Raw genomic sequence first — 22,496 nt, 5'->3', positions numbered from 1 at the left:
CAATGATACTCGAAGTCGGTCCCAAACCTCTACGCAGCAAAGCTACTATTTTAGGACCGGCTTTGATTGCTTTAAATTTTATTGATAACATTATGATTTCACTGTAAAAATTACTCATGGAAAATATACTTAGATACGCCTGTCCTTCTTGTTCGGCTGCGAACCTTGAATATATCTTTAGTTTGTTTTATATCTTCAGCTTAAATTTTACTCCCTTAAATTAAAAAGAAACTGGAATCCAGTTTCCTCCCCCATTGTCAATTGTCCTTTGTCCATTGCCAATTTTTTTAAACCTCTACCTCAACTAGCCAAGCAATCACCCAAGTTTCCACCTCCATCACAAGAGGGACAGACGCGTAATTGGCTACTTTTCTGTACTTTAGGCTTGATACTTTTGTTGATTTTAGTTTTTCTCCAATGATACTCAAAGTCGGTCCCGAACATCTACGCAGCAAAGCTACTTTATTTCAAAGAAAGTGGTTACCACTTTCATCCTGAACTCTTAACTATTAATTCTTAACTATTTAAGGGGACTGGCTAACTTTTTTATTTATTATAACTAAATTTGAAGAGTTACTCTTTATTTTATGGGTATACACCATTCGTGCCTGTCCCATTTGTTACGGCTGTAAACTTTGAATTTAACTTTAGTTAGATTCATCTCCCAAACTTAAATTTTAATCCCTCTAATTAAAAAGAAACTGGACTAGTGTCCAGTTTCCTCCTAAATTCTTAATTCCTAATTCTTAATCCTTAATTTAACTCTAGTTTCCTCCATAATTGTCAAATGTCAATTGTCCTTTGTCAATTATATAATTTGTTACGGCTGCACACTTTAAAAATATTATATATTTTCAGTTAAGAGTTAAGAGTGAATAGTTAACAGTTATTGTTATTACTATTCGATATGCTCCTAGTAATTCTCAACGTATTTTTTTATAAATTTGCAAGGCAAATTATATTTATAGATTAAAAAGAAAGTGGTTGCCACTTTCCTCCTAAATTCTTAATTCATAATTCCTAATCCTTAATTTTTTTATTTTATCCCCATAATAAAATAAGCAAAGAACCAGTAACTAACATTAATTTTATATCTCAACCTTAGACCTTACTTTATTAAAAATAAAAAAAGAGCTATCCTAAAGATAACTCTTTTCATATATTTTATTGTAGGCCTCTTGCCACTATTTCTGTAACAGCAAATGATGCAACATCATCAGCATATTTTCCTGGTCCAAATCCAGCATCATAACCAAGTTCTTTAGCTAACTCGTGAGTTATTCTTGGTCCACCACAAACTAATATAACTTTATCTCTTAATCCTTCAGCTTCTAAAAGCTCTACAAGATTTGTTAAGTTTTGTATGTGAACATCTTTTTGAGTTACTGTTTGAGAAACTAATAAAACGTCAGCTTTAAGTTCTATAGCTTTTTTAATAAATTCTTCATTTTCAACTTGGCTTCCTAAGTTGTAAGCATCTATCATGTCATATCTTTCAAGACCATAATGTCCTGCAAAACCTTTCATGTTCATGATAGCATCTATACCAACAGTATGAGCATCTGTTCCTGTACTTGCACCTATAATTACAACTTCTCTTTTTATATGTTCTTTTATATATTCGCCAACTTCTTTCATGTCCATTGTATCAACTTCTACAGTTTGTACATGAATTTCTTCATAGTTTACAGTATGAATTAATGACCCATAAACAACATAAAAAGTAAATTCTTTATCTAGTGCTTCATGATGAGCTACGTTAGGATCTTTAAGTCCCATAGCTTTAGCTAATTGTATTGCAGCTTCAACACCTTTTTCATTATCCTCAACTGGAAGGGTAAAACTTGTTTGCACTTTTCCGTCATTCATTGTATCGCCATAAGGTTTAAGTTTAGTCAAATCAAGAGTTTTATCAAAATCTTTATTCTCTGTTGAATATAATCCACCACTCATTATTTGTCCCCTCCTAACATTAATTCTATAAATGGGTTGAAGTAACCTTCTTCTCTTTCCACAACACCTTGAAGTCCTTTTCCACCATTGAAAGGTCTTCTGATTCCTGCAAATTTACCTTGTTCTATAGTAGTAAATAGACCTTCTTTTTCTATCTCATTTAGTAAATCAGCAGCTTTTCCTAGAACTTCTTCTACTCTTCTGTCCATTATTCCGTCTTTTTTGAATGTAACTTCGCTTCCTAAATCTTTCATTGTATTAAATATATATTTAGCATTTTCTATTGAAATAGCTCTATCACTCATAAATGGAGTGTGTATAGCTTCTGTTAACATTCCAAGAAGATGTAATTTTTGTCCTGTCATTATTGTAACCATGTTAAATAATGCATCTTGAACTTGTCCTTTAAATATGTCTCCAGTCATAAATTTAGTTGGAGGCATATATTTTAATGGAGCTTTTGGGAATATTTCTCTTGCCATTTGAGCTTGTGCAAGTTCATATAAAAATCCATTTTCAACATTTGGATTAATTTCAAAAGCATGTCCAAGTCCCATTTGTTCTTCTGGTAATCCTGCGAATAAAGCAAATTGCTCATTTATAAATTGAGAAGCTAAAACAGTATGTGCCTCTTCTACTGCATCTGCTGTTGTTAAGTAGTTATCTTCTCCAGTATTTATTATAACTCCTGCATAACCATTTATTATTCTTGAGAAATATTGATCTACTAGAGTTCTTTGCATGTTTATATCTCTAAATAGTATTCCATAAAGCGCATCATTAAGCATTACATCTAGTCTTTCCAATGCTCCCATAGCTGCGATTTCTGGCATACAAAGTCCTGAGCAGTAGTTACAAACTCTTATGTATCTGCCTAATTCTTCTCCAACTTCATCTAAAGCTTCTCTCATAAGTCTAAAGTTTTCTTGAGTAGCAAAAGTACCACCGAAACCTTCAGTTGTTACTCCATATGGTACATAGTCTAAAAGACTTTGACCTGTAGTTCTTATAACAGCTATTATGTCTGCACCTTGTTTTGCAGCCGCTTTAGCTTGTATTATGTCTTCATGTATGTTTCCTGTTGCAACTATAACATATAAATATGGACCTGTTTTATCACCAAATTCTTTTAAATAATCTTCTCTTTTTCCTCTGTTAGCTTTTATTGTAGTTACTGTTTCTTTAGCAATTTTAGATATAGCCATCTTTATTTCAAAGTCATCATGCATAGGTAATTTTGTTAAATCTAATTCACCTTTTGAAACTTTTTCTGCTATTTCTTGTGGAGAAAGTCCTGTCTCTACCATAGCATTACCAATAAATTTAGATGCTCCAATTCCTAAACCATTTCCATTTTTTATGTTCTCTACAACTACATTTGGTAGTGGAACCCCAAATTCATCTACATTATCAATTCCAAGTAATCTACAAATTGTTCTTTCAACTGCAACAGTTGTATGTCTATCTATAAACTCTTGAGTATCTTTAGCAATATTTTTTGCTGATTCTCTAGCTTTGTTTACAAGTTCCCAATTTAAATTTAATTTGCTTTCCATTGCCATACCCCCTATAAAATAATAATAATAATAATTAAAATTAAGAATTAAGAATTGAGAATTTTATTTTTATTAGACAAGAGACAAATGAAACAAAATGAAATTTTATTCCCAATTCTTAATTATTTCTAGCTTATGCCTTTTGTTCTTCATAAAATTCTTTTGCTATATCAACAATCTCATTATCAAGACCTAATAACATAGCTATGTTTAAAGCATCTTTAGGAACTTTATCTTCCTTTGATACCTTTTCTAATCTATATTCCATATGCTGTTGTATAGTCTCTACTGATTTTGTCTTATTTAAATCTATCTTATATTTTAGACTTTCAAAGTCCATATTTTTAAGTCCAATAACTTGGTAATGTTCCATGTTTTCTTCAACAATTCCATCATAATGAGTGGATATTAAACTAATAGTTGAAAAGTTATTTAAATATAAAGCTAAGGATTTTACAAGATAAAAACCTTCTTTTGGATTTGTTCCTCTAGCAAATTCATCTAATGCTACAAATCCATCTCCTCTTTTTACACATTCAACAACTTCTTTTAACTTTATAATCTCTGCTCCAAAAGTACTAAGACCTTTAGATATAGATTGCATATCATCAGATATGAAATGTATAAAGTCTAAAATTGGGAAGGTGGCCTCTTTTGCAAATACGAAAAATCCCATTTGTCCTAAAAACAAATTTAGAACTATAGTTTTTAAAGTTACACTTTTTCCTCCCATATTTGCCCCAGTTATTACTGTTGTGCCGCTTTTTATAGTAATTGTTTGATTGGTAAAATTCTTTCCTTTTTTATTTAAAACACTTTTTACTTCTGGATTAAAAGCCTCTACAAGTTCAATATTCATATGGTCTATAATATTAGGCCTTATAGCATTATAATCAATTGCCATTTTAGCTTTTGCTATTTTAAAATCAAGGATTCCTATACATTTTATGTTATATAATATGTTCTCTCCAAACTCTTTCAAGGATTTTGTAAGAGCTTGTCTTATTCTTAGTTCCTCATTTTCCTCTTCAATTACAAGTTTTAGTCTTTCTTCTTTTAAAGTACATACTGTATCATCATCATCTGTTGAAAATATCTTCTTTTCTATATTTGATTTTTTTCTTCTAACTTCTTTTAAATCATTGGAATAATCGTCATATATATAAAAAGTAGGTATATTCTTATCTTCTGGATCTAAAATTTTTATAACTTCTTTAAGAGAAATAAAGTTTATGGATTCAATTTGTAAATTTAAGTCTTCTATAATTATTTTTAGTTCTTCTATAATCATGGAAAAATATTTTATTTCATATAATTCTACTTCATCTAAAGTTTCTTCTTTTAGCATTCTTTTTATAGAATTCTTTATATCTTTTACTTTTCTTAAAAGTCTTTGTACTTCACTAAATTTATCTTTATTGTCATTTATAGACTTTATAAGCTTATCTAAATCATCAAGTTCAACAATTAAATTAGCTCTTTCATCTTTTTTATATGGTTTTAACTTCTTTTTTTCTTCTAAACCATAAAATGTTATAGTTTGTAATTGTTCCATAAGAAAATCAAAACCAATTTGTTTTTTCTGTTCATTATCTAAAAACTTCATTACTATACTCCTCCAATTACATCAAAAACAGGTATATCAAGTTCTTCTTTCAAAGCATCAACAAATTTCTGCTTATCAAACTCATATCCATATGGAGATTTTGGATTTGTTGTAACACACAAAACCTTTATAGGACTTAAAACCTTAATAACTCCTCCTTGTTTTGTAAATTTGTATAAATTATCTTTTGATAAAAATAATTTAGTTCCATCTTCACAAAGGAAAGTTATTTTTTTATAAAAATTAGTAGATTTCATAATTCCTTCTATAACGCTATCTGTTAAAACTCCTCTTATAAGGACATATGCTACGTTTTCATCTAAAAGTGATGATACCTCTTTTGCTGCTTCTAAAGAAGTTTTTATATTTAGAGATTTAAAAGTCAAATCCTTAAATATAATTCCAACCCTTTTATCTTCAAACTCTTCATTGCATATCTTTAATATATCTTCATTTGTTTCATGGGGTAAACTTAGAAGATTTACAGTATGCGAAGTTTCCTCAACAACTTTTCTCATGCTCCTTGAAAGTGCTGCTCCGGTGGATAAAATAGTAGCTTTTGTTATCGTGGGAGATGCAAAAGTCTTTCTACTTAAAGCACCATCAACAATTACTAAGTCGCATCCAAAGTCTAAAAGTTCATTTTTTATATCTGCCATATAAGAGTTTACAGAAGGACCTCCTAAATCGACATATCCGTCACTTAAAGCCCTACATATAACAATCTCACCCATTGGAGTGTGTATATTAGTAGTTTTTAAAATTTCTCTAGTTATATCGCTATTGAATAAACATTCTTTAGCTGTAGCTATAATCGTATTCTTTTCAACATAAATCCTTGGTTTTTCAGTTGCTGTAACTCTATCTAGTTCTTCTCCATCACGGCCAATTGAAGTTAATCCAAGAGTATACTTGCCCCTTGTATCTTCTAAAATTTTATTTAATGTAGTGGTTTTTCCTACATTTTTGTTCATGCCAATGATAGATAAACTTTCATAGCCTCTTATTAAATTTAAAATATTCACTAAACTCTCTAATTAAGTTAAATTTTAGAGAAAAGAGAGAATACTCTCTCTCCTCTTTTAATTAACTTTAATATTAGTTTGTTTTACATGAAGCAACTTCACCACAGCTACATTCGCTTCCAGCATGTCTTTTATTTCTTTCAAGACCTACTGGTTCCATAGCCATTGCTTCTCCATTTAATAATCCAGCAACTCCAACCTTATGAGTTTGTTTTTCGCCTCTGCAAGATTCGCAGTGACAATCAGATGTATAATCTGAAGGTTGAGTATAAGTAGTTATAACACCTTCAAAGTTTCTTAATATAACTTTTTCTGGACTTTGAGAAATAACGTAGTTTGGCATAACTGGTGTTTTTCCACCACCACCTGGAGCGTCAACAACAAATGTTGGAACACAGTATCCAGAAGTATGTCCTCTTAAAGCTTCCATTATTTCTATTCCTTTAGAAACTGGTGTTCTAAAGTGTTCTAATCCCATTGATAAGTCACATTGATAAATGTAGTATGGTCTAACTCTTATTTTTACTAACTCATTAACTAGTTTTTTCATAACATGAGCACAGTCATTAACACCTCTTAGTAAAACACTTTGGTTTCCTAGTGGCACTCCTGCATCTGCAAGCATAGCACAAGCTCTTGCTGAATCCTCAGTTATTTCATTTGGATGGTTAAAGTGTGTATTTAACCATACTGGATGGTATTTTTTAAGCATAGAAACAAGCTCTGGAGTAATTCTTTGTGGAAGAACTACAGGTGTTCTTGAACCTAATCTTACTATTTCTACATGTGGAATTTCTCTTAATTTACTTATGATATACTCTAAAGTTTTATCATCAACTAATAAACAATCTCCACCAGATAATAATACGTCTCTAACTTGAGGTGTATTTCTGATATATTCTATTGCTTTATCAATTCTTGCCATTGGCATAGCATCATCGCTTTGTCCTGCAAATCTTCTTCTTGTACAGTGTCTGCAATACATTGAGCACATATCAGTTATTAATAATAAAACTCTGTCTGGATATCTATGAGTAAGTCCAGGAACTGGTGAGTCTGTATCTTCATGTAATGGATCTTCAAGATCTGCACAAGATTTATTAAGTTCTAAAGCTGTTGGTATAGCTTGTTTTCTTATTGGATCATGTGGATCACTAGGATCAATTAATGATAGATAGTAAGGAGTTATAGCCATTCTTAAAGTTTTTAAGCATTGTCTAGCTCCTTCTTCTTCTTCTGCAGTTAAAGGTATGTATTTTTTTAATTCTTCAACTGTTTCTATTCTGTTTTTAACTTGCCATCTCCAGTCATTCCATTGCTCGTCAGTAACATCTTTAAATAATTCATATCTTCTATTTACCATGATTATTTTCCCCCATTATTAAAATATTTTTTCTATGCTTTTAAAAAATATTATTTTGACAACCCTGTTTTTACAATGTTTTTATTATTTTATAATTGAAACCAAAAATTTCCCTATATTATTAAAATAAATCTTCAATTATTTAATTAAGCGTATAGTTCTGTGAACATTTTTCTTAAGTTCTCATTTTCTCTTATTTCTTGAAGAGTTATTTCTGCATGTCCTATAGTATAGCCGTTACCAACCATCATAGTTACGTCTTTACCTACACCTTCAGCTCCTAAAGCTGCTTTTGCAAATCCTGTTGCCATTGAGAAGAAGTAAACTGTTCCTCCATCTCTAACAGGTAATATTGTTGACATTTCTGTATTTTGTACATTTACACAGTTAAATGAAACATCAACTTCTTTTCCATCATTATGAGCTAAAGCTTTTTCCATAACTTCAACTGGTTTAGTTGCGTCTCCTATAACTATTTCTAATGTTGGTCCAAAATCTAATTTTTTAAGTCTTGCAGCTTCATTTTCATCTCTAACTAATGCAATAACTTTTCCTGTTGGTCCAACTCTTTTAACTGCTTCATAACAGCAAAGCATTCCTGATTTACCAGCTCCACCTAGTATTACTACTGATTCACATGGTTTAACAAGTTTTGCAACTTGTGCTGGTGCTCCAGCTACATCTAGTGCAGCTAATGCTAATGTTTCTTCCATATCTTCTGGAAGTTTTGCATATATTCCACTTTCAAATAATACAGCTTTTCCTTTTATTTGAACTCTATCTATTTCTGGTTTAATGTCTATTATTTCTTCTATTTTTAATGGAGTTAATGATAAAGATACTAGTGTTGCTATCTTATCTCCAACTTTTAAATCTATTTTTCCATCTAATTCTTTTCCTATTTTTTCTATAGTTCCTATTAACATTCCGCCTGATCCAGTTACTGGATTTTGCATTTTTCCTCTTTCAGCAACTATTTCTAATATTTTAGCTTTTATTTTTTCAATATCATGTCCTGCTTCTTCTTCTATTTGTGTAAAACTAGCAGAATCAATATTTAAAGCTTGTACATCTATTAATATTTCGTTATCGTAGATGTTCATATCATTGCTTATTTTTAATGCTGGTTGTGGTAATACACCTTTTGGTTCTATAACTCTATGTGTTCCGTATTTGCAACCTTTATTCATAATTATCCCCTTTCAAAATCACGTTTTTTAACTACGTTTTTTCTATCCGTTTTTTATAATATTTCTCTATATAATTAAATTCCCCAAAATAACTATATTAAATTTAACCTAACCCTAATTTTTACCTTACTCACTTAGCGGTTTAAGGTTTAACAGTTCTCTAGCTTCAGCTGGTGTTGCTATTTCTCTGCCTAGTTCTTTTGCTATTCTAGCTACTTTTTCAACTAATTGAGCATTAGATTCTGCAGGCACACCTTTTGATATATATACATTATCTTCAAATCCAACTCTTACATGTCCTCCAGCAAGTATTGACATTGCAGCTAATGTAAATTCATTTCTACCTATTCCTGAAACTGTGTAAGTACTTCCTGACGGTATACTGTCCTTCATGAATAAGAAATCTCTCATGTCTGCGCTTATACCACCATTTACACCCATTACAAAGTTAAAGTGCATAGGTTTTTTAATATAACCTTTTTTTTCTAATCTTATTGCCATATCGATCATACCTTTATCAAAAACCTCTATTTCAGGTTTTACATTAAAAGCGATCATTTTTTCTCCAAATTCTTTTATTGTATTTTCTGTATTAACAAAAATTTCATCTCCACCGAAATTACAAGTACCACAATCAAGTGTTGCCATTTCTGGTTTCAATTCAACTGGTTGAAGTCTTTCTGCATTAGACATTCCAACCGCTCCACCTGTTGAAGGTTGAATTATTACATCTTTACATCTTTTTCTTATTTCATCAATGCAAGCTTTAAATCTCTCTTTACATTGAGTTGGTTTACCGTCATCTTCTCTAACGTGTAAGTGAATTACACTTGCACCTGCTTTATATGCTTTATAAGCTTCTTCCCCTATTTCTTCAACAGTGTAAGGAACATTTGGATTATTTTCCTTTGTTACTTCTGCTCCACATATAGCAGCTGTAATAATTAACTTATCCATATTTTTCCCCTCTTTTCAAAACACATTAATAATTTAATTTGGCGTCTGTATACACATACAAATAAATTATTGTTATTTTTTTAACAAGTTTTTTATAACTAAACGTTATCATAGTCTGTTTAAAATTTTACTTTATTCAGATAGTCTTTAGAACTTCCCTGTAATAAAGGTTTTTTCCATAATCTATTGATATTTTTAACCCTTTTAAACGTTCTTATTGAAATATTAATATATTAAACAATTTACTAAATCTTTTTATATAAAACTTTCATTCTATTTCTTATTTTCCTATTTTCTTTTTTTATCTTTTGGTACTACACAAGTTCCGCTAGCTTTACAAACAACTATTGGTTCTTCTAATACGTCACAAGCTGAATCATTTATATCTGGTCTTGGAACTATAACTTTTCTAGCTTCAAAAACCATTTTTCTTGAACTATTTCCTACTTTAACGATTTCGCCTACAGCTTCTATATAATCCCCTGCATAAACTGGTGCTAAAAATTCTACGCTATCATAAGCTTTAAATAATCCTTCATCACCATCATTAATGATTAATAACTCTGTTGCTACGTCTCCAAATAATTGTAACATACGAGCACCGTCAACTAAGTTTCCACCGTAATGTGCGTCATGAGCACTCATTCTCATTCTAATAATAGATTTCATATGTAATCCACCCCCATATAATAATTGAAATACAATGTTTTGTATAAAATAACTTTATACAAAATAAAAAAGCACTGAAAATTTCAGCACTTATCAGAGCATTATATAACATATTCTTTTAATTTCAAAAGATTATATAATACCCATTGATGCAATGAAATTTAACATAATTCATCACACAAATAGCGCACCATAAAATCTTATGACAGTTGCAGAAATATCCTTTCTACACCCAAGATTAAATTTAAGAACAATTTTAATCTTTCGGCAAATAAACCCTTCACAATTATTATCAGTGGTTCTTCACTTTATCACATAATTGTTAGCCTATTATTTGCTCCTCTATTTATGTACAATATTTAGTTTGGCTATAGAATAAATTCAAACGGTAAATTCACCGTCTATATATATTATAATATTCATTGTTTTAAAAATCAATATTATTTTCAGAAAATTTATTTTTGTTTCGACAATTTTAAGTTAAGTTAAGTATTTTTCGATTAATTTTTTATATATTTTTTTATATATTTGAAATTAAACAGCTTTTAGTTTAGTATCATTTTAATTTTTTTTAAATATTTTATCACTCTAAAGTTTTAAATCCTACCATTTTTCTATTATAATATCTTGTTTTTTACATATTACTTAATTTTTTACTTAAAATTATTGTGCCTCCTACAATACTCGATATCAGATACAATCCCTTTAGTTTTAATAATAATTTTAATTGTTAATTTTATAGGGAAATAATTTTTCATTTAAGATTATCATTTCATAAAATTATAAGTTAATGTTAAAATTTTAAACTTTATACCAAAAGCGAGACAGGGTTAAAATTAATTTTAACCCTGTCTCATTTCCTATTTCTAATTGTTTTTATTTATTTAATATCTAAAACCCTAAATATATCTTTTACTGTAACAGTTAAATTTACTTTTTTATCTTCACCATCTATTGTACCTATAAATTTATAAGTACCAACTTTATTGCTATCTAAAGCAGTGCTATTCCAAACAATATTAAATTCTTTTGTAGTATTATCACTCATTGTAGCTTTAACTGTTGTAGGGAATGTAAAATTATCACCTTTTTCTATTACTGCACTCATGTCATCTAGTTTTTCTATTACTGGAACTACTTTAACAGTTAAAGTAACTTCTTTACCCATAGCTACTCCAGTATAAGATTTTGTTCCTATTTTTGATGTATCAATTGATCTTACATCCCATTCAGCAAAAATTTCTTTTTCTCTTCCGTCCGTAAGTAATGCTGTCACCGTTGTAGGTAATTTAGCTTGTGACTTATGCTTTACTTCAATATCCTTATCTATAACATGCTTTATTTCACCATATCCCATTTCTTTTTTTAACGTATCCATTACAGAATCATTTATTACAGTTGGTCCACCTAATATGTATATTTCTTTTGACATTTGACCTCTTATATATTCAAAATTATCATTTTCTATAACACTTCCATTTGTTAATATTAATGGTGAATTAGTTTTTCCCGCTAATGCACTACCTGCTAATGCGTCAGGATAATTCATACCAGTTGCAACATAAGCAGTATCAAAACTTATGTCACTAATAAATTTTTTAAATATATTAGCATTTGTTTCAAATCTGTTTGCACCTGAAATTCTTTCTACATTTTTAAACTCATTTGCTACATTTTCAGAAACTGCTGATGTTCCTCCAATTACATAGCTTTTTGAAATACTATTTTCTGATATAAAGTTTTTCACTTCTGATGCAACAGAATCCTTAGGTGTTAAGATTATTGGCATTTGTAAATTAGACGCTATAGGTGCTATTGAAAGTGCATCTGCAAAACCCATACCATCAGAAACTGTTATACCATTTTGCACTCCAATTTCTTTTGCTATACTTACAGAAGTTTCATACCTATTAAGTCCTTGTATCCTTCTAATTTTTCTACCAAACTTATTTAAACAATTTTCAACATTAATATCTATAACAGCAGTTCCACCAACTATAATTATTTCATTAGGGTCTAATCTACTGATTTCATTTAAAACACACTGTGGAACTTCATTAGATTGAGTTAGTAAAATTGGTGCATCATACTTTCCTGCAAGAGGAGTTGCTGAAAGTGCATCTGCAAAACCATTTCCAGTAACTAAAATTACTGTATTACTTCCCTTTGCCCATCCTTTTTGAGATATACCTACAGCAGTATCATATCTATCACAGTTTGGAATATTAGGTATTCTTTCACAAATTACAGGTTGTACACTTTTACTTTTACCAAATAAATCAAAAGCTTTAACATTTACAGGCATTACCGAAACTGTAGCCATAATTCCTATTAGAATAATGGATAAAAATTTACTTCTCTTTATCATTTTCATACTCCTTACTTTTATTTTAATTTTACTTTTTTTTTAATTTAAAAATAACAATAACTATCTTCTATATTAGATTTTACCATTTTTCGCAAATTATCTAAAGTCTTTTATGTAATAATCTATTTCTCTACATTTATTTCATAGCTCAAGGCTTTTCAGTTAAGAGTTAAGAGTTAATAATTTATAGTTATTACTATTCGCTATGCTCTTAGTAATTCTCAACCTATTTTTAAAATTTAGTTCTGTTAACAAAACATAAGTAATCAATTCCTCCAAGTTCTACCTCCATCACAAGAGGGACAGGTTCATTTGTGGCTACTTTCTTCGTTTAAATTGTAGATTCCACAATTGCTGTATTCCCATAATAAGACAAGTAAAGAACCAGTACCTAGCCTTGCAGCTCAAGTACTGGTTCTTTGCTCGGTAATTTATTTTATTTAGCCTTTTTATTAAGTACTAGAGTTTTTTATGGTGATACAACTAAGTGAACCTGTCCTTCTTGTTACAGCTGCATACTTTAAAAATATTATATATTTTTAGTTAAAAGTTAACAGTGAATAATTAACAGTTGTGGTTATTACTACTCACTTCGTTCCTAACTACTTTGTACAAAAAAAGGTAACCTACAAAGGTTACCCTAATTTATTATTCTAATATTTTAAATACTGTTAAAGTACAACCAAATGGTACATTACATTGGCAACTTCCAATTACTAATGGAGAACAACCTATATTAACAAGTTCTAATTCTCCACATTCTCTTACTTCAAATATTGCACTTCCACAAGTTGACTCTCCACCTAAATTTCCTGCACTTGAACCAACTATTTCTCCATTTAATACTAATGCTACTGCTGATGGACATTGTCCTTGATTAGTTACATTCCAGCTTGCATAGTAAAATCCAGGAGTATCTAATGGTATTCTATTTGTTGGAACTTGTATATCTTCATGACCAGTTAATGCTAATAATGTATTAAACATTATTGGATTATTTGGTCTTACTGTTTGACAAGTTTCCTCTCCTGAAAAAGCTAATGTTACTCCAACACCACCTGGAATTGTTCCCGGAGGGCCTTGTGGTCCTTGTGGTCCCATTGGGCCTGTTGCTCCTGTTGCTCCTCTTTCGCCTCTTTCACCTCTTGGACCTTGTGGTCCCATTGGACCTGTTGCTCCTGTTGCTCCTGTTTCTCCTCTTGGTCCTTGTGGTCCCATTGGGCCTGTTGCTCCTCTTGGTCCTTGTGGTCCCATTGGACCTGTTGCTCCTCTTTCTCCTCTTTCACCTTGTGGGCCTATTGGACCTCTTGCCCCTGTTGCCCCTGTTGCTCCTCTTTCTCCTCTTTCGCCTCTTTCGCCTCTTGGTCCCATTGGACCCATTGGTCCTGCACAACCTCTTGGACCTCTTTCGCCTCTTGGTCCTTGTGGTCCTTGTGGTCCCATCGGTCCTATTGGGCCTTGTGCGCCTCTTGGTCCTGGATTTCCTTGCGGTCCTCTTGGTCCTACTAAATTATCTGGACATGGACAGCAATGATCGTGGTGATGGTGACAATCATCATGATTAGGTCTACAACAATCATTATTATTGTTATTGCAATTGCCATTCCAATAATAATTGCCATTTCCACAATTATTATAAGCACAAGATTCTTCTACATCGTAATTTTCTATAGTTTCATCTTCTATAATTTCATTTTCTGTAGTTTCAGTATAATTATTTCCTTGTTGTTCATTAATAAAATTAACTATAGCTTCTAGTTTTTTTCTAGTATTATAATCTAACTTATTAACATCAATAGGTGATTTAAAACTCATAACACATATCTCCTCCTATAGTTCTCCATTAAACTACAAGTAGTTGTAATGTTTTCTCTATATACTATGACGATATTATTTAATTTGTTACATAATAGGTAATTACAATAAGTTTAATATAAATACTTGCTAAACTGTTTAATTCTAAAACTTCACATATATAAAATATTAAATTTAATCTTGTTTAAAAAAGATATATTTCATTAAAAATTGCAGAAGTTAACAATTCAATCACTACTTATTAAAAATAATATCTATTTAGGCATATGAGAAGAAATAAGAAATCAAAGATTCGAAATATATTTGTCATGAAACAAGGCTATAAAATCTAATCATAGTGGGTATATATCTAAATTTTCCGAAAACTAAACAGGTGAAGATTGTTATTTATATCTTTCTCAAGAAATGCTATCTAATCCATCTAAAGAAGGTGAAGTTTTTAGCGATTATATTAATGAAGTAAAAGAAAACACAATGTTATTTTTAAAAAATCATAAATAAAAGAAAACTGATTAGAAGTCAACGCTTCCAATCAGTTTTCTTTTATTTTATTTGTATTATTACATCTTTATTATTAACTGGGTTTTCTTTTCTCCTAAATTTAAAATCAAACCTTTCCATTTCAATCTGCGCTCCATCATATGAGTTCTTAGATGAAATTCCCTCAACAGTTAATTCATAGATTCCATTTGCTTCCAATTCATCTTTTAATGAAAGAACTATTCCACCTTCTCTTTCTCCATCAAAATTTATTGCATTAATGTTCACATATGTTTCATTACCATCAGAATCTATGTGTTTTAAAATATAATGAGAACTATCCTTTACAGTATTATCCATTGCTTCACTAAAATTAAGTTTTAAAATTTTATAACCATCTAATACTCCTGAAACCTCTAAAACTTGTGGTTTAATATCTTTTATTTCAATCTCAAATTCAGTTTCACTAACACCTACACCTGTTTTATCTTTTACATTTTTAACTTCAAGGATATATTTTCCATTACTTTTGAAATCCTTCGTTTTTAATATAGCACTACACCCTGTATTGGAATCTTTGTATTGAATTGAATCAATTCCTACACTTTCTGCTTCACTAGTATTATCTGTAAGCTTAGTTAAAACATAATTTCTTGTATCTCTAACACTTGCTGAATCCATTTTTTCTTTAAAATCTACTGTGATTTGTTTAGATCTTGTATTTGATTCATTTAATGTAGCCTTTATAACTTCTGGTCTTTTAATTGTATTAGTATGCAATGATACTTTTTCTGTCAATAATTCTACTCCTGTTGAATCTTTAACTCCTCTAATTGTAAGAGTATAATCCCCTTCTTCAGTTACTGTTTTAGTAACAATTGTTGCCACTCTAGTATTTGGATCATATTTTACACTTTCAATCCCAATTGAAGCATTATTTTCTGAACAAATTAATGAGTAATTTCTAATATTTTCAACATCCTTACTATTCATTGTTCTATCAAACTCAACTCTTATAACAAATTTATTTACATCTGATTTATCTGGATTATCATATGGAACTGGTCGTATAATATTAGGTCTATTTAAATTAAGTACTAACTTAGTATCATATTGCTCCATAATATTTCCTACAGTATCTTTTATACCCTTTATTGTCATATTGCATGTACCATCTAAAGCAATATTTTCTATAACTAGTCTTACACTATCTTTTGTAAGATGATTGAACTCTATATCCTTAATCATTTTAGAATCAGTTTTTCCTGTTGAGTCTTTAATTATATAATTACTAACAGTTGTAGCTGATTTTTCATCCATCTGCTTACTAAATGTTATATCTATAAATACTATATTAGATGCAGAAGTGTTAGTAATTTCAAAATTTATTACCTTTGGTTTTGTCGTATCTTTTAAACTTATGGTTTTAGAATATGGATCCATTATATTATTTGATAAATCTCTAATACCCTTTACTTCTAATTTATAATTAGATGTATCATTAACACTTGGAGTTATTATGTTAACTTCACTAGGTACTGCTTTATCAAACTCTATTTTTACAATTCTAAGTTCATCTCCATTTTTATCTGTTATTTTATAATTTTTTATGTTTCTTGCATCTTCTTCATTAATATCTTCACTGAACTTGATGGTGATTTTTTTCTTAACTCCATTTGCACCTGTTCCATCAGCAAAATCTAAAACACTTATATTAGAAATTTTAGGTTTTACTTTATCTGTTACCATATCTTTTACTGGTATATCTTTTCTATCAAAACCTATTGTAATGTTTTTTCCTACAACATTACTTATTTTACCTTCTAATGTACTTAATTTACTGTCTGTCAAATCAGATTTAAATGTAAGTTGAACTTTATCATATCCATCTATACATTCTGATTTTATTATATTAGTTCCTAATATCTCATAGTTTTCTTTTATATTAGCTGGAGATTCTTTCACTATTCCATTAAACTCCAATATTATATTTCTTCTATTTAGTATAGTCATACTTTTAACTTTTGTAGCAATTCTATTATCAAATATTTGAGCAGAATCTAATAAAATATTGTTTTCTACCATTCCTCCAACACCTACAACTTCATTAGCTGTTATACCTTTTAAATAACTTTTCTGAGATGATAATATTTTATTTGATACTAAAAGTAACGGTGATGATTTTTTAGCTGCTAAAGGTCCTGTAGTTAGTGCATCTACTGTTCCTGGTGGCGTTCCTTGAGCAACATATACATTATCATATTCTAAATAAAAATTAAATTTATCTAAAACTTTTAAATTAGTATCATACCTATCTTTTCCATATATCCTTTCAATTCTTGGTAAATCTGCAACTGTTTTATCATCTATAGTTTTGTTTGAAGCTATTACATATGTATTGTCTGGATATTGTCTATTTATCCAACTTTTAATATTGCTCTGCATTTCTTTTTTAGATGTAAGTAGCATTGGCATATTGTTTAATGCAGCCAATGGCGCAACTGAAAGTGCATCTGCACCTTGAGTGCTTTCCTCTCCTGATATAACCATAATATTATTTATATTTACAAACTTACTCAATTCTTTTGCCACTTCAAGTGAAGTATCATATCTATTAGCTCCACCTAACCTAGATACTTTTATACCCATGCCTTTTATTTCTTTTTCTACCTTAGTGCTTACTGCTCCGGTTCCCCCTATTATATAAACTCTTTTAGCTCCTAATCTTCTTAACTCGTCTTTTGTATCAGTAGGTAAATTTTCTTGACTTGTAAGTAAAATAGGTCCGTCTACAGCTTTTGATAGTGGTGTACTACACAAAGCATCTGCAAATCCTAACCCGTTTGCTATTATAGCAACATCAGTATTTTTCCAACCTTCTTTGCTAACTTCCACTGCCGTAGCATATCTATCCTTGCCATATATTTTTTTCACATCTGTTCCAATATCTACTGCAGCAAAAGTAGGTATTGAACTCATTATTATACTTAATCCTATAATAAATGAAGACAAAATTTTAAAACATCGTTTCAAAACTTTCCCCCTCCTAACATAATTAGTTATAATTAGAATTTAAAATTCTAATTATAACTTTTATCGTAAAATATATAAATTTATTAAGCTATAATAGAAAAATGTACTAAATTAATCTTTTATCCTATAAAAAACATACAAATAACCATAATTTCTATACCTAACATTACCTTCATTTGAATAGGCAATCCTCTAACCTTTAATTTATAGCTTTTCATCTTCCCTTTAAATCTGTCTTTTAACTTTTTATCATTATATCCAATAAATGCACCACATTTATCGCAATAGCTTGTAACCCTTTTAACTTTAGTACCACATTTAAAACATATCACAAAAATCCCCCCTGCCTTATGAATTGTTCTATATGCAGCATTAGAATAATATATATTTATACTTATTAAAAATTTCAACTTTTCACTAAATTCTTTAAATTTTAAGGTTAAAATATCAAATAAAATTTTAAGAATATATGTTACATATTCTTAAAATTTATTATTACAAAAGCTTGCCAACAAAATGACAAGCTTTTCTTTATAATATAAAAACAATTTTTTCATAACAACGTTTACAAATCGATTATAACTCTATATATTGGTAAAAGCAATACTTTTAGATAGAGCTTACGTACCACTAATTTACTTTACTATTTATCCTATCTAACGCTTTTTATCAACACTAAGATATTGGATTCTACAGTTTTAATTAATATTCCTTAAAATTAATATCCTACTTAATAACATTAAGTAGGATATTAATTATCTTTGAGATTAATTTAGTAAAGCTTTTCTTTCTGTTTTCTAAAAATTACTCTTAGTCACATAACTGAAAAGTTACCTATTGCGTTAGTATAATATTTGTATTCGGTTATAATATATATTTTTACTACAATTTAACTATATCATATGTCATTATATTAATTTGTCGAAACTTGTAGCGTAATCTTATTTTTTTTATTTTTTTATTTGACTTTTTATTTTTTTATATGACTTTTTTCTTTATTATTAAATCTTAAAATTTATTTTTTATTTTTTTACATATTATAAAGTTTCCTATTTTTTAACTTATTTTAAAACTACATCGATATTTGGTGATTATTTTACTAAATAATTGAAAAATATATTTTTATATAATTTAAAAATTGACTCAAAATAAAATATTATTTTGAGTCAATTTTTCAAATTTAAGATATTATATTATTTAACCTTAAAATGAATTTGTTGCATATTCATTGAAAAGTTTTCAATATTTCTTATTCCATCAACAGTTAAAGTATAATTACCATCAGTTACATTACTTAAATATAATGTTACTGTTGATTTTCCACTGCCATAGTCATATTTAATTTCATCAATATTATGATCATTGCTAAACCCATCATAAACAAGTTTATAATTTCTGGAATCTGTAGCATCATCTTTATTCAACTCTTGATTAAAGTTAAATTTAACTATACATTTTCCATCACTACCTACGTTGCTTACATATATATTATCAGTATCTATTACTTTTGGTTTTTCAACTATTAAATTTCTTAATTCAAGTTTAGTTCTTGCAATAGTATTACCTGATAAATCTGTAACTCCTGAAACCTCTAAAGTATAATCTCCATCATATTTTAGATTTATAAGATCTACAGTTACTCTATCCCTAGAATATTCATCAAAAATAGGTGGAGTAACAGCATCATTTATAGGTTTTCCTTGAGCATCTAACAGCCTATAATTTCTAGTTTGCGTTGACATTATCTTATCTACTTTTTTATTAAATATAATATCAACTTTTTTAGAATTATAATATTCTCCAGTTCTAACTTTATATTCAATAACCTTTAATGCACCTGTATCAAATATATCGATATAGTTACTATATGGTTCCATTATATTTTCTGCAAGGTCTTTAATTCCGTCAATTTCTATTAAATATCTACCTGCATAATCTAAGCTTTCTGTATATAAAATTGCCTCGTCTTCTGTTTCCTTATTGAATACAATGTCGTTTACTCTTAAATAACTTCCATCTCTTCTTTTAATTCTATAATTTTCAAATCTTCTTGCATCTGACTCCATAACTTTTTCAGAGAATTTAACTAAAAGTTTATTTCCGCCTTCTTCTATAGTATCTAAAGGTTGTACATATAAAACTCTTGGTTTATCTCCGTCAGTTACATTATCTTCTATATTAGTATTACCTTTATTAAATATATAGTTCATATTTATTCCTAATATATTTTCCGCTTCACCTTCAAAGTTTAAAAGAGCACTCTTATCTAAATCGTATTTTAATCTTAAAACAACAGTTCTATAATCTGGTTGTATTGTTGCTTCTTGAACCATACTTCCGCATATAGTATAGTTATTTTTTTTGGAAGCCTCATAACCATTAACAATTCCATTAAATTCAACTGTTATTCTTCTCTTATCATTTATAATAACTTTACTTACACCTGTTGCTATTTCTCTATTTAAAACTCTACCTACTTGGTATATAGTTTCATCTTTTAGTTGTCCACCAATAGCAGTAAGATGTGTTGGTGTATATTTTGATAAGAACTTTTCTTGTGTTAAGTCTAAAGTATCACTAACTAAAACTAGAGGATTTCCCTCTCTAGCAGAAATTGGTCCTGCTGTTAATGCATCAATTACTGATGATTTTTCTCCTTTAGCCATATAAACACTATCAAAGTCTAAATAGTTACTAAACTCTTGTAATATTTCTAAATTAGTTTCATACCTATTTCTACCTTCTAACCTTTTTCCATTTGGCACTTGTTTAAACACATTATTAGAAAGTGCAGTAGTTCCACCTATAACATAAGTTGCATGTACGTGTTTGCTATTTAACCATGTTCTAGATGATGATGTCATAGAATTTTTAGGACTTAATATTATTGGCATTTTAGCATCTCCAGCAATAGGTGCAATAGATAATGCATCTACCCCCTGAGACACCTGTTCACCAGATGCAACTACCACATCTTTTACAGTGTTAGTTTTATTTATTTCCTTTGCAACATTTAGTGATGTTTCATATCTGTCACTACCGCTAATTCTACTAACAGCTAGTCCCATATCTTTTAGTTGGTTTGCAACATTAGTACTAACTGCACCAGTTCCTCCAACTATATATACTCTTCTTGCATCTAAACGTTCAATTTCTCTTTTCGTTGAAGTAGGAAGAGATGTTTTATCTGTTAAAAGTATCGGTGCATCTAATGTTTTAGAAAGCGGTGCACTACATAATGCATCTGCAAAACCAAAACCATTAGCTATAATAACATAATTACTATATCCCCAACCATCTTTGCTAACTTCAACAGCAGTGCTGAATCTATCATTTCCATGTAATTTTTTCATTCCCATTAAATCATTATTAGCTGCAAAAACTTCTATAGAACTTAATGTAGAACCTAAAACAATAGTTGAAATCAACAAAAGGTTGGCAGCAAGCTTTAACCTTTTTCTCATAAATTTTCTCCTTTCAAAGAATATGTAAATATTTAAAATTACTTTATAAACAAAATCAATACAATAACTTATAAAAATTATAATATCATACTTATTTTCCTTTAGTTTACTATAAAAACATATCAAATCCAAGAATAGCATATAATAATTTTTATAATTTAACTTCTCCTTAAATTATCGAAAGATGAGATTTTAAATTAATACATAAAATAGTAATTTAAAGAATTTAGTGAAACTTCTAAGTAATTAATTCTCAACATATTTTTAAATCTTAACGCTTAACTATCTTAAGGACCGGCTTAGATTAATTTAGGTTTTATTGATAATCTTTCGATTTCACTGTGAAAATAACTTATGGAAAATATACTTAGGTACGCCTGTCCTTCTTGTTACGGCTGTACATTTAGGTATTAACCTTCGCTTGGTTCTATATGATGACCTTAAAATTTAATCTATTAAGATATTTATCTATAGTAAAGTAAACCTCCTAAATAAGAACTTTTTCTAAGTATGGCTCCATCACAAATGGGACAGGCACGGTAAATTAATTTTCTTTGCTAACATCTGATACTCTCCTAACTTTACATTTTTCAACTACTAAATCAAAGCCAGTCCCGAACATCTATGCAGCAAAGCTGCTATTTTAGGACCGGCTTTGGTTACTTTAGATTTTATTGATAATCTTTCGATTTCACTGTAAAAATAACTTATGGAAAATATACTTTGGTACGCCTGTCCTTCTTGTTACGGATGTACCCTTAGATATTAACCTTCCCTTAATTCTATATAATAAATTTTAAATTTCCTCTATTAAGATATTTATCTATAGTAAAGTAAACCTCCTAAATAAGAACTTTTTCTAAGTATGGCTCCATAACAAATGGGACAGGCACGATAAATTTATTTTCTTCGCTAATACTTGATGCTCTCCTAATTTTATATTTTTCAACTACTAAATCAAAGCCAGTCCCGAACATCTATGCAGCAAAGCTGCTATTTTAGGACCGGCTTTGGTTG

Annotated in this window: 14 protein-coding genes and 1 riboswitch; all 14 genes read right to left on the bottom strand. The window is 29.4% G+C overall.

Annotated elements, in window-relative coordinates:
* Positions 1-1,164: 1,164 nt before the first annotated feature.
* Positions 1,165-1,953, bottom strand: coding sequence for an OAM dimerization domain-containing protein (locus tag AZI32_RS08660; RefSeq protein WP_061995461.1), 789 nt, complete (start codon positions 1,951-1,953; stop codon positions 1,165-1,167).
* Positions 1,953-3,509 (bottom strand): lysine 5,6-aminomutase subunit alpha, encoded by a 1,557-nt coding sequence (locus AZI32_RS08655; RefSeq protein ID WP_061995460.1) that lies wholly within the window; start codon positions 3,507-3,509, stop codon positions 1,953-1,955. The genes AZI32_RS08660 and AZI32_RS08655 overlap by 1 nt, the downstream gene beginning before the upstream one ends.
* Positions 3,510-3,642: 133 nt before the next feature.
* Positions 3,643-5,115, bottom strand: coding sequence for a methionine ABC transporter substrate-binding protein (locus tag AZI32_RS08650; protein WP_061995459.1), 1,473 nt, complete (start codon positions 5,113-5,115; stop codon positions 3,643-3,645).
* A gap of 2 nt (positions 5,116-5,117) precedes the next feature.
* Positions 5,118-6,140, bottom strand: a complete 1,023-nt coding sequence (locus AZI32_RS08645) for a hypothetical protein (protein WP_082761196.1) — start codon at positions 6,138-6,140, stop codon at positions 5,118-5,120.
* A 73-nt stretch (positions 6,141-6,213) separates the two neighbouring features.
* The gene (gene ablA / locus AZI32_RS08640; RefSeq protein WP_061995458.1) at positions 6,214-7,503 is read right to left on the bottom strand and encodes a lysine 2,3-aminomutase; all 1,290 of its coding nucleotides are present in this window, start codon (positions 7,501-7,503) and stop codon (positions 6,214-6,216) included.
* A 146-nt stretch (positions 7,504-7,649) separates the two neighbouring features.
* Positions 7,650-8,693, bottom strand: a complete 1,044-nt coding sequence (locus AZI32_RS08635) for a hypothetical protein (RefSeq protein WP_061995457.1) — start codon at positions 8,691-8,693, stop codon at positions 7,650-7,652.
* 126 nt (positions 8,694-8,819) lie between these two features.
* Positions 8,820-9,650, bottom strand: coding sequence for a 3-keto-5-aminohexanoate cleavage protein (locus tag AZI32_RS08630; RefSeq protein ID WP_061995456.1), 831 nt, complete (start codon positions 9,648-9,650; stop codon positions 8,820-8,822).
* A gap of 288 nt (positions 9,651-9,938) precedes the next feature.
* Complete coding sequence (locus AZI32_RS08625; protein ID WP_010293644.1) at positions 9,939-10,319, bottom strand: hotdog domain-containing protein; 381 nt, start codon at positions 10,317-10,319, stop codon at positions 9,939-9,941.
* A gap of 175 nt (positions 10,320-10,494) precedes the next feature.
* Positions 10,495-10,672: riboswitch (Lysine riboswitch) on the bottom strand.
* A 527-nt stretch (positions 10,673-11,199) separates the two neighbouring features.
* A complete protein-coding gene (locus tag AZI32_RS08620) occupies positions 11,200-12,687 on the bottom strand; it encodes a cell wall-binding repeat-containing protein (protein ID WP_061995455.1) in 1,488 nt (495 codons plus the stop codon).
* Between the two features lie 648 nt (positions 12,688-13,335).
* Positions 13,336-14,502, bottom strand: a complete 1,167-nt coding sequence (locus AZI32_RS08615) for a hypothetical protein (RefSeq protein WP_061995454.1) — start codon at positions 14,500-14,502, stop codon at positions 13,336-13,338.
* A gap of 543 nt (positions 14,503-15,045) precedes the next feature.
* Complete coding sequence (locus tag AZI32_RS08610) at positions 15,046-18,015, bottom strand: cell wall-binding repeat-containing protein (protein ID WP_157450870.1); 2,970 nt, start codon at positions 18,013-18,015, stop codon at positions 15,046-15,048.
* 119 nt (positions 18,016-18,134) lie between these two features.
* Positions 18,135-18,347 (bottom strand): hypothetical protein, encoded by a 213-nt coding sequence (locus tag AZI32_RS08605; RefSeq protein WP_061995452.1) that lies wholly within the window; start codon positions 18,345-18,347, stop codon positions 18,135-18,137.
* Between the two features lie 861 nt (positions 18,348-19,208).
* Positions 19,209-21,479: a cell wall-binding repeat-containing protein gene (locus tag AZI32_RS08600; protein ID WP_061995451.1), complete on the bottom strand. Its 2,271-nt coding sequence runs from the start codon at positions 21,477-21,479 to the stop codon at positions 19,209-19,211.
* An 842-nt stretch (positions 21,480-22,321) separates the two neighbouring features.
* On the bottom strand, positions 22,322-22,456 hold the full coding sequence (locus AZI32_RS19045; RefSeq protein ID WP_275934981.1) for a hypothetical protein: 135 nt from the start codon (positions 22,454-22,456) through the stop codon (positions 22,322-22,324).
* Positions 22,457-22,496 lie beyond the last annotated feature (40 nt).

It is taken from the genome of Clostridium sp. ATCC 25772 (genome assembly GCF_001573875.1).
Taxonomy (GTDB): domain Bacteria; phylum Bacillota; class Clostridia; order Clostridiales; family Clostridiaceae; genus Clostridium_J; species Clostridium_J senegalense.
The sequence above is the reverse complement of the archived record's forward strand: the minus strand, read 5'-3'. Positions and strand labels throughout refer to the sequence as shown.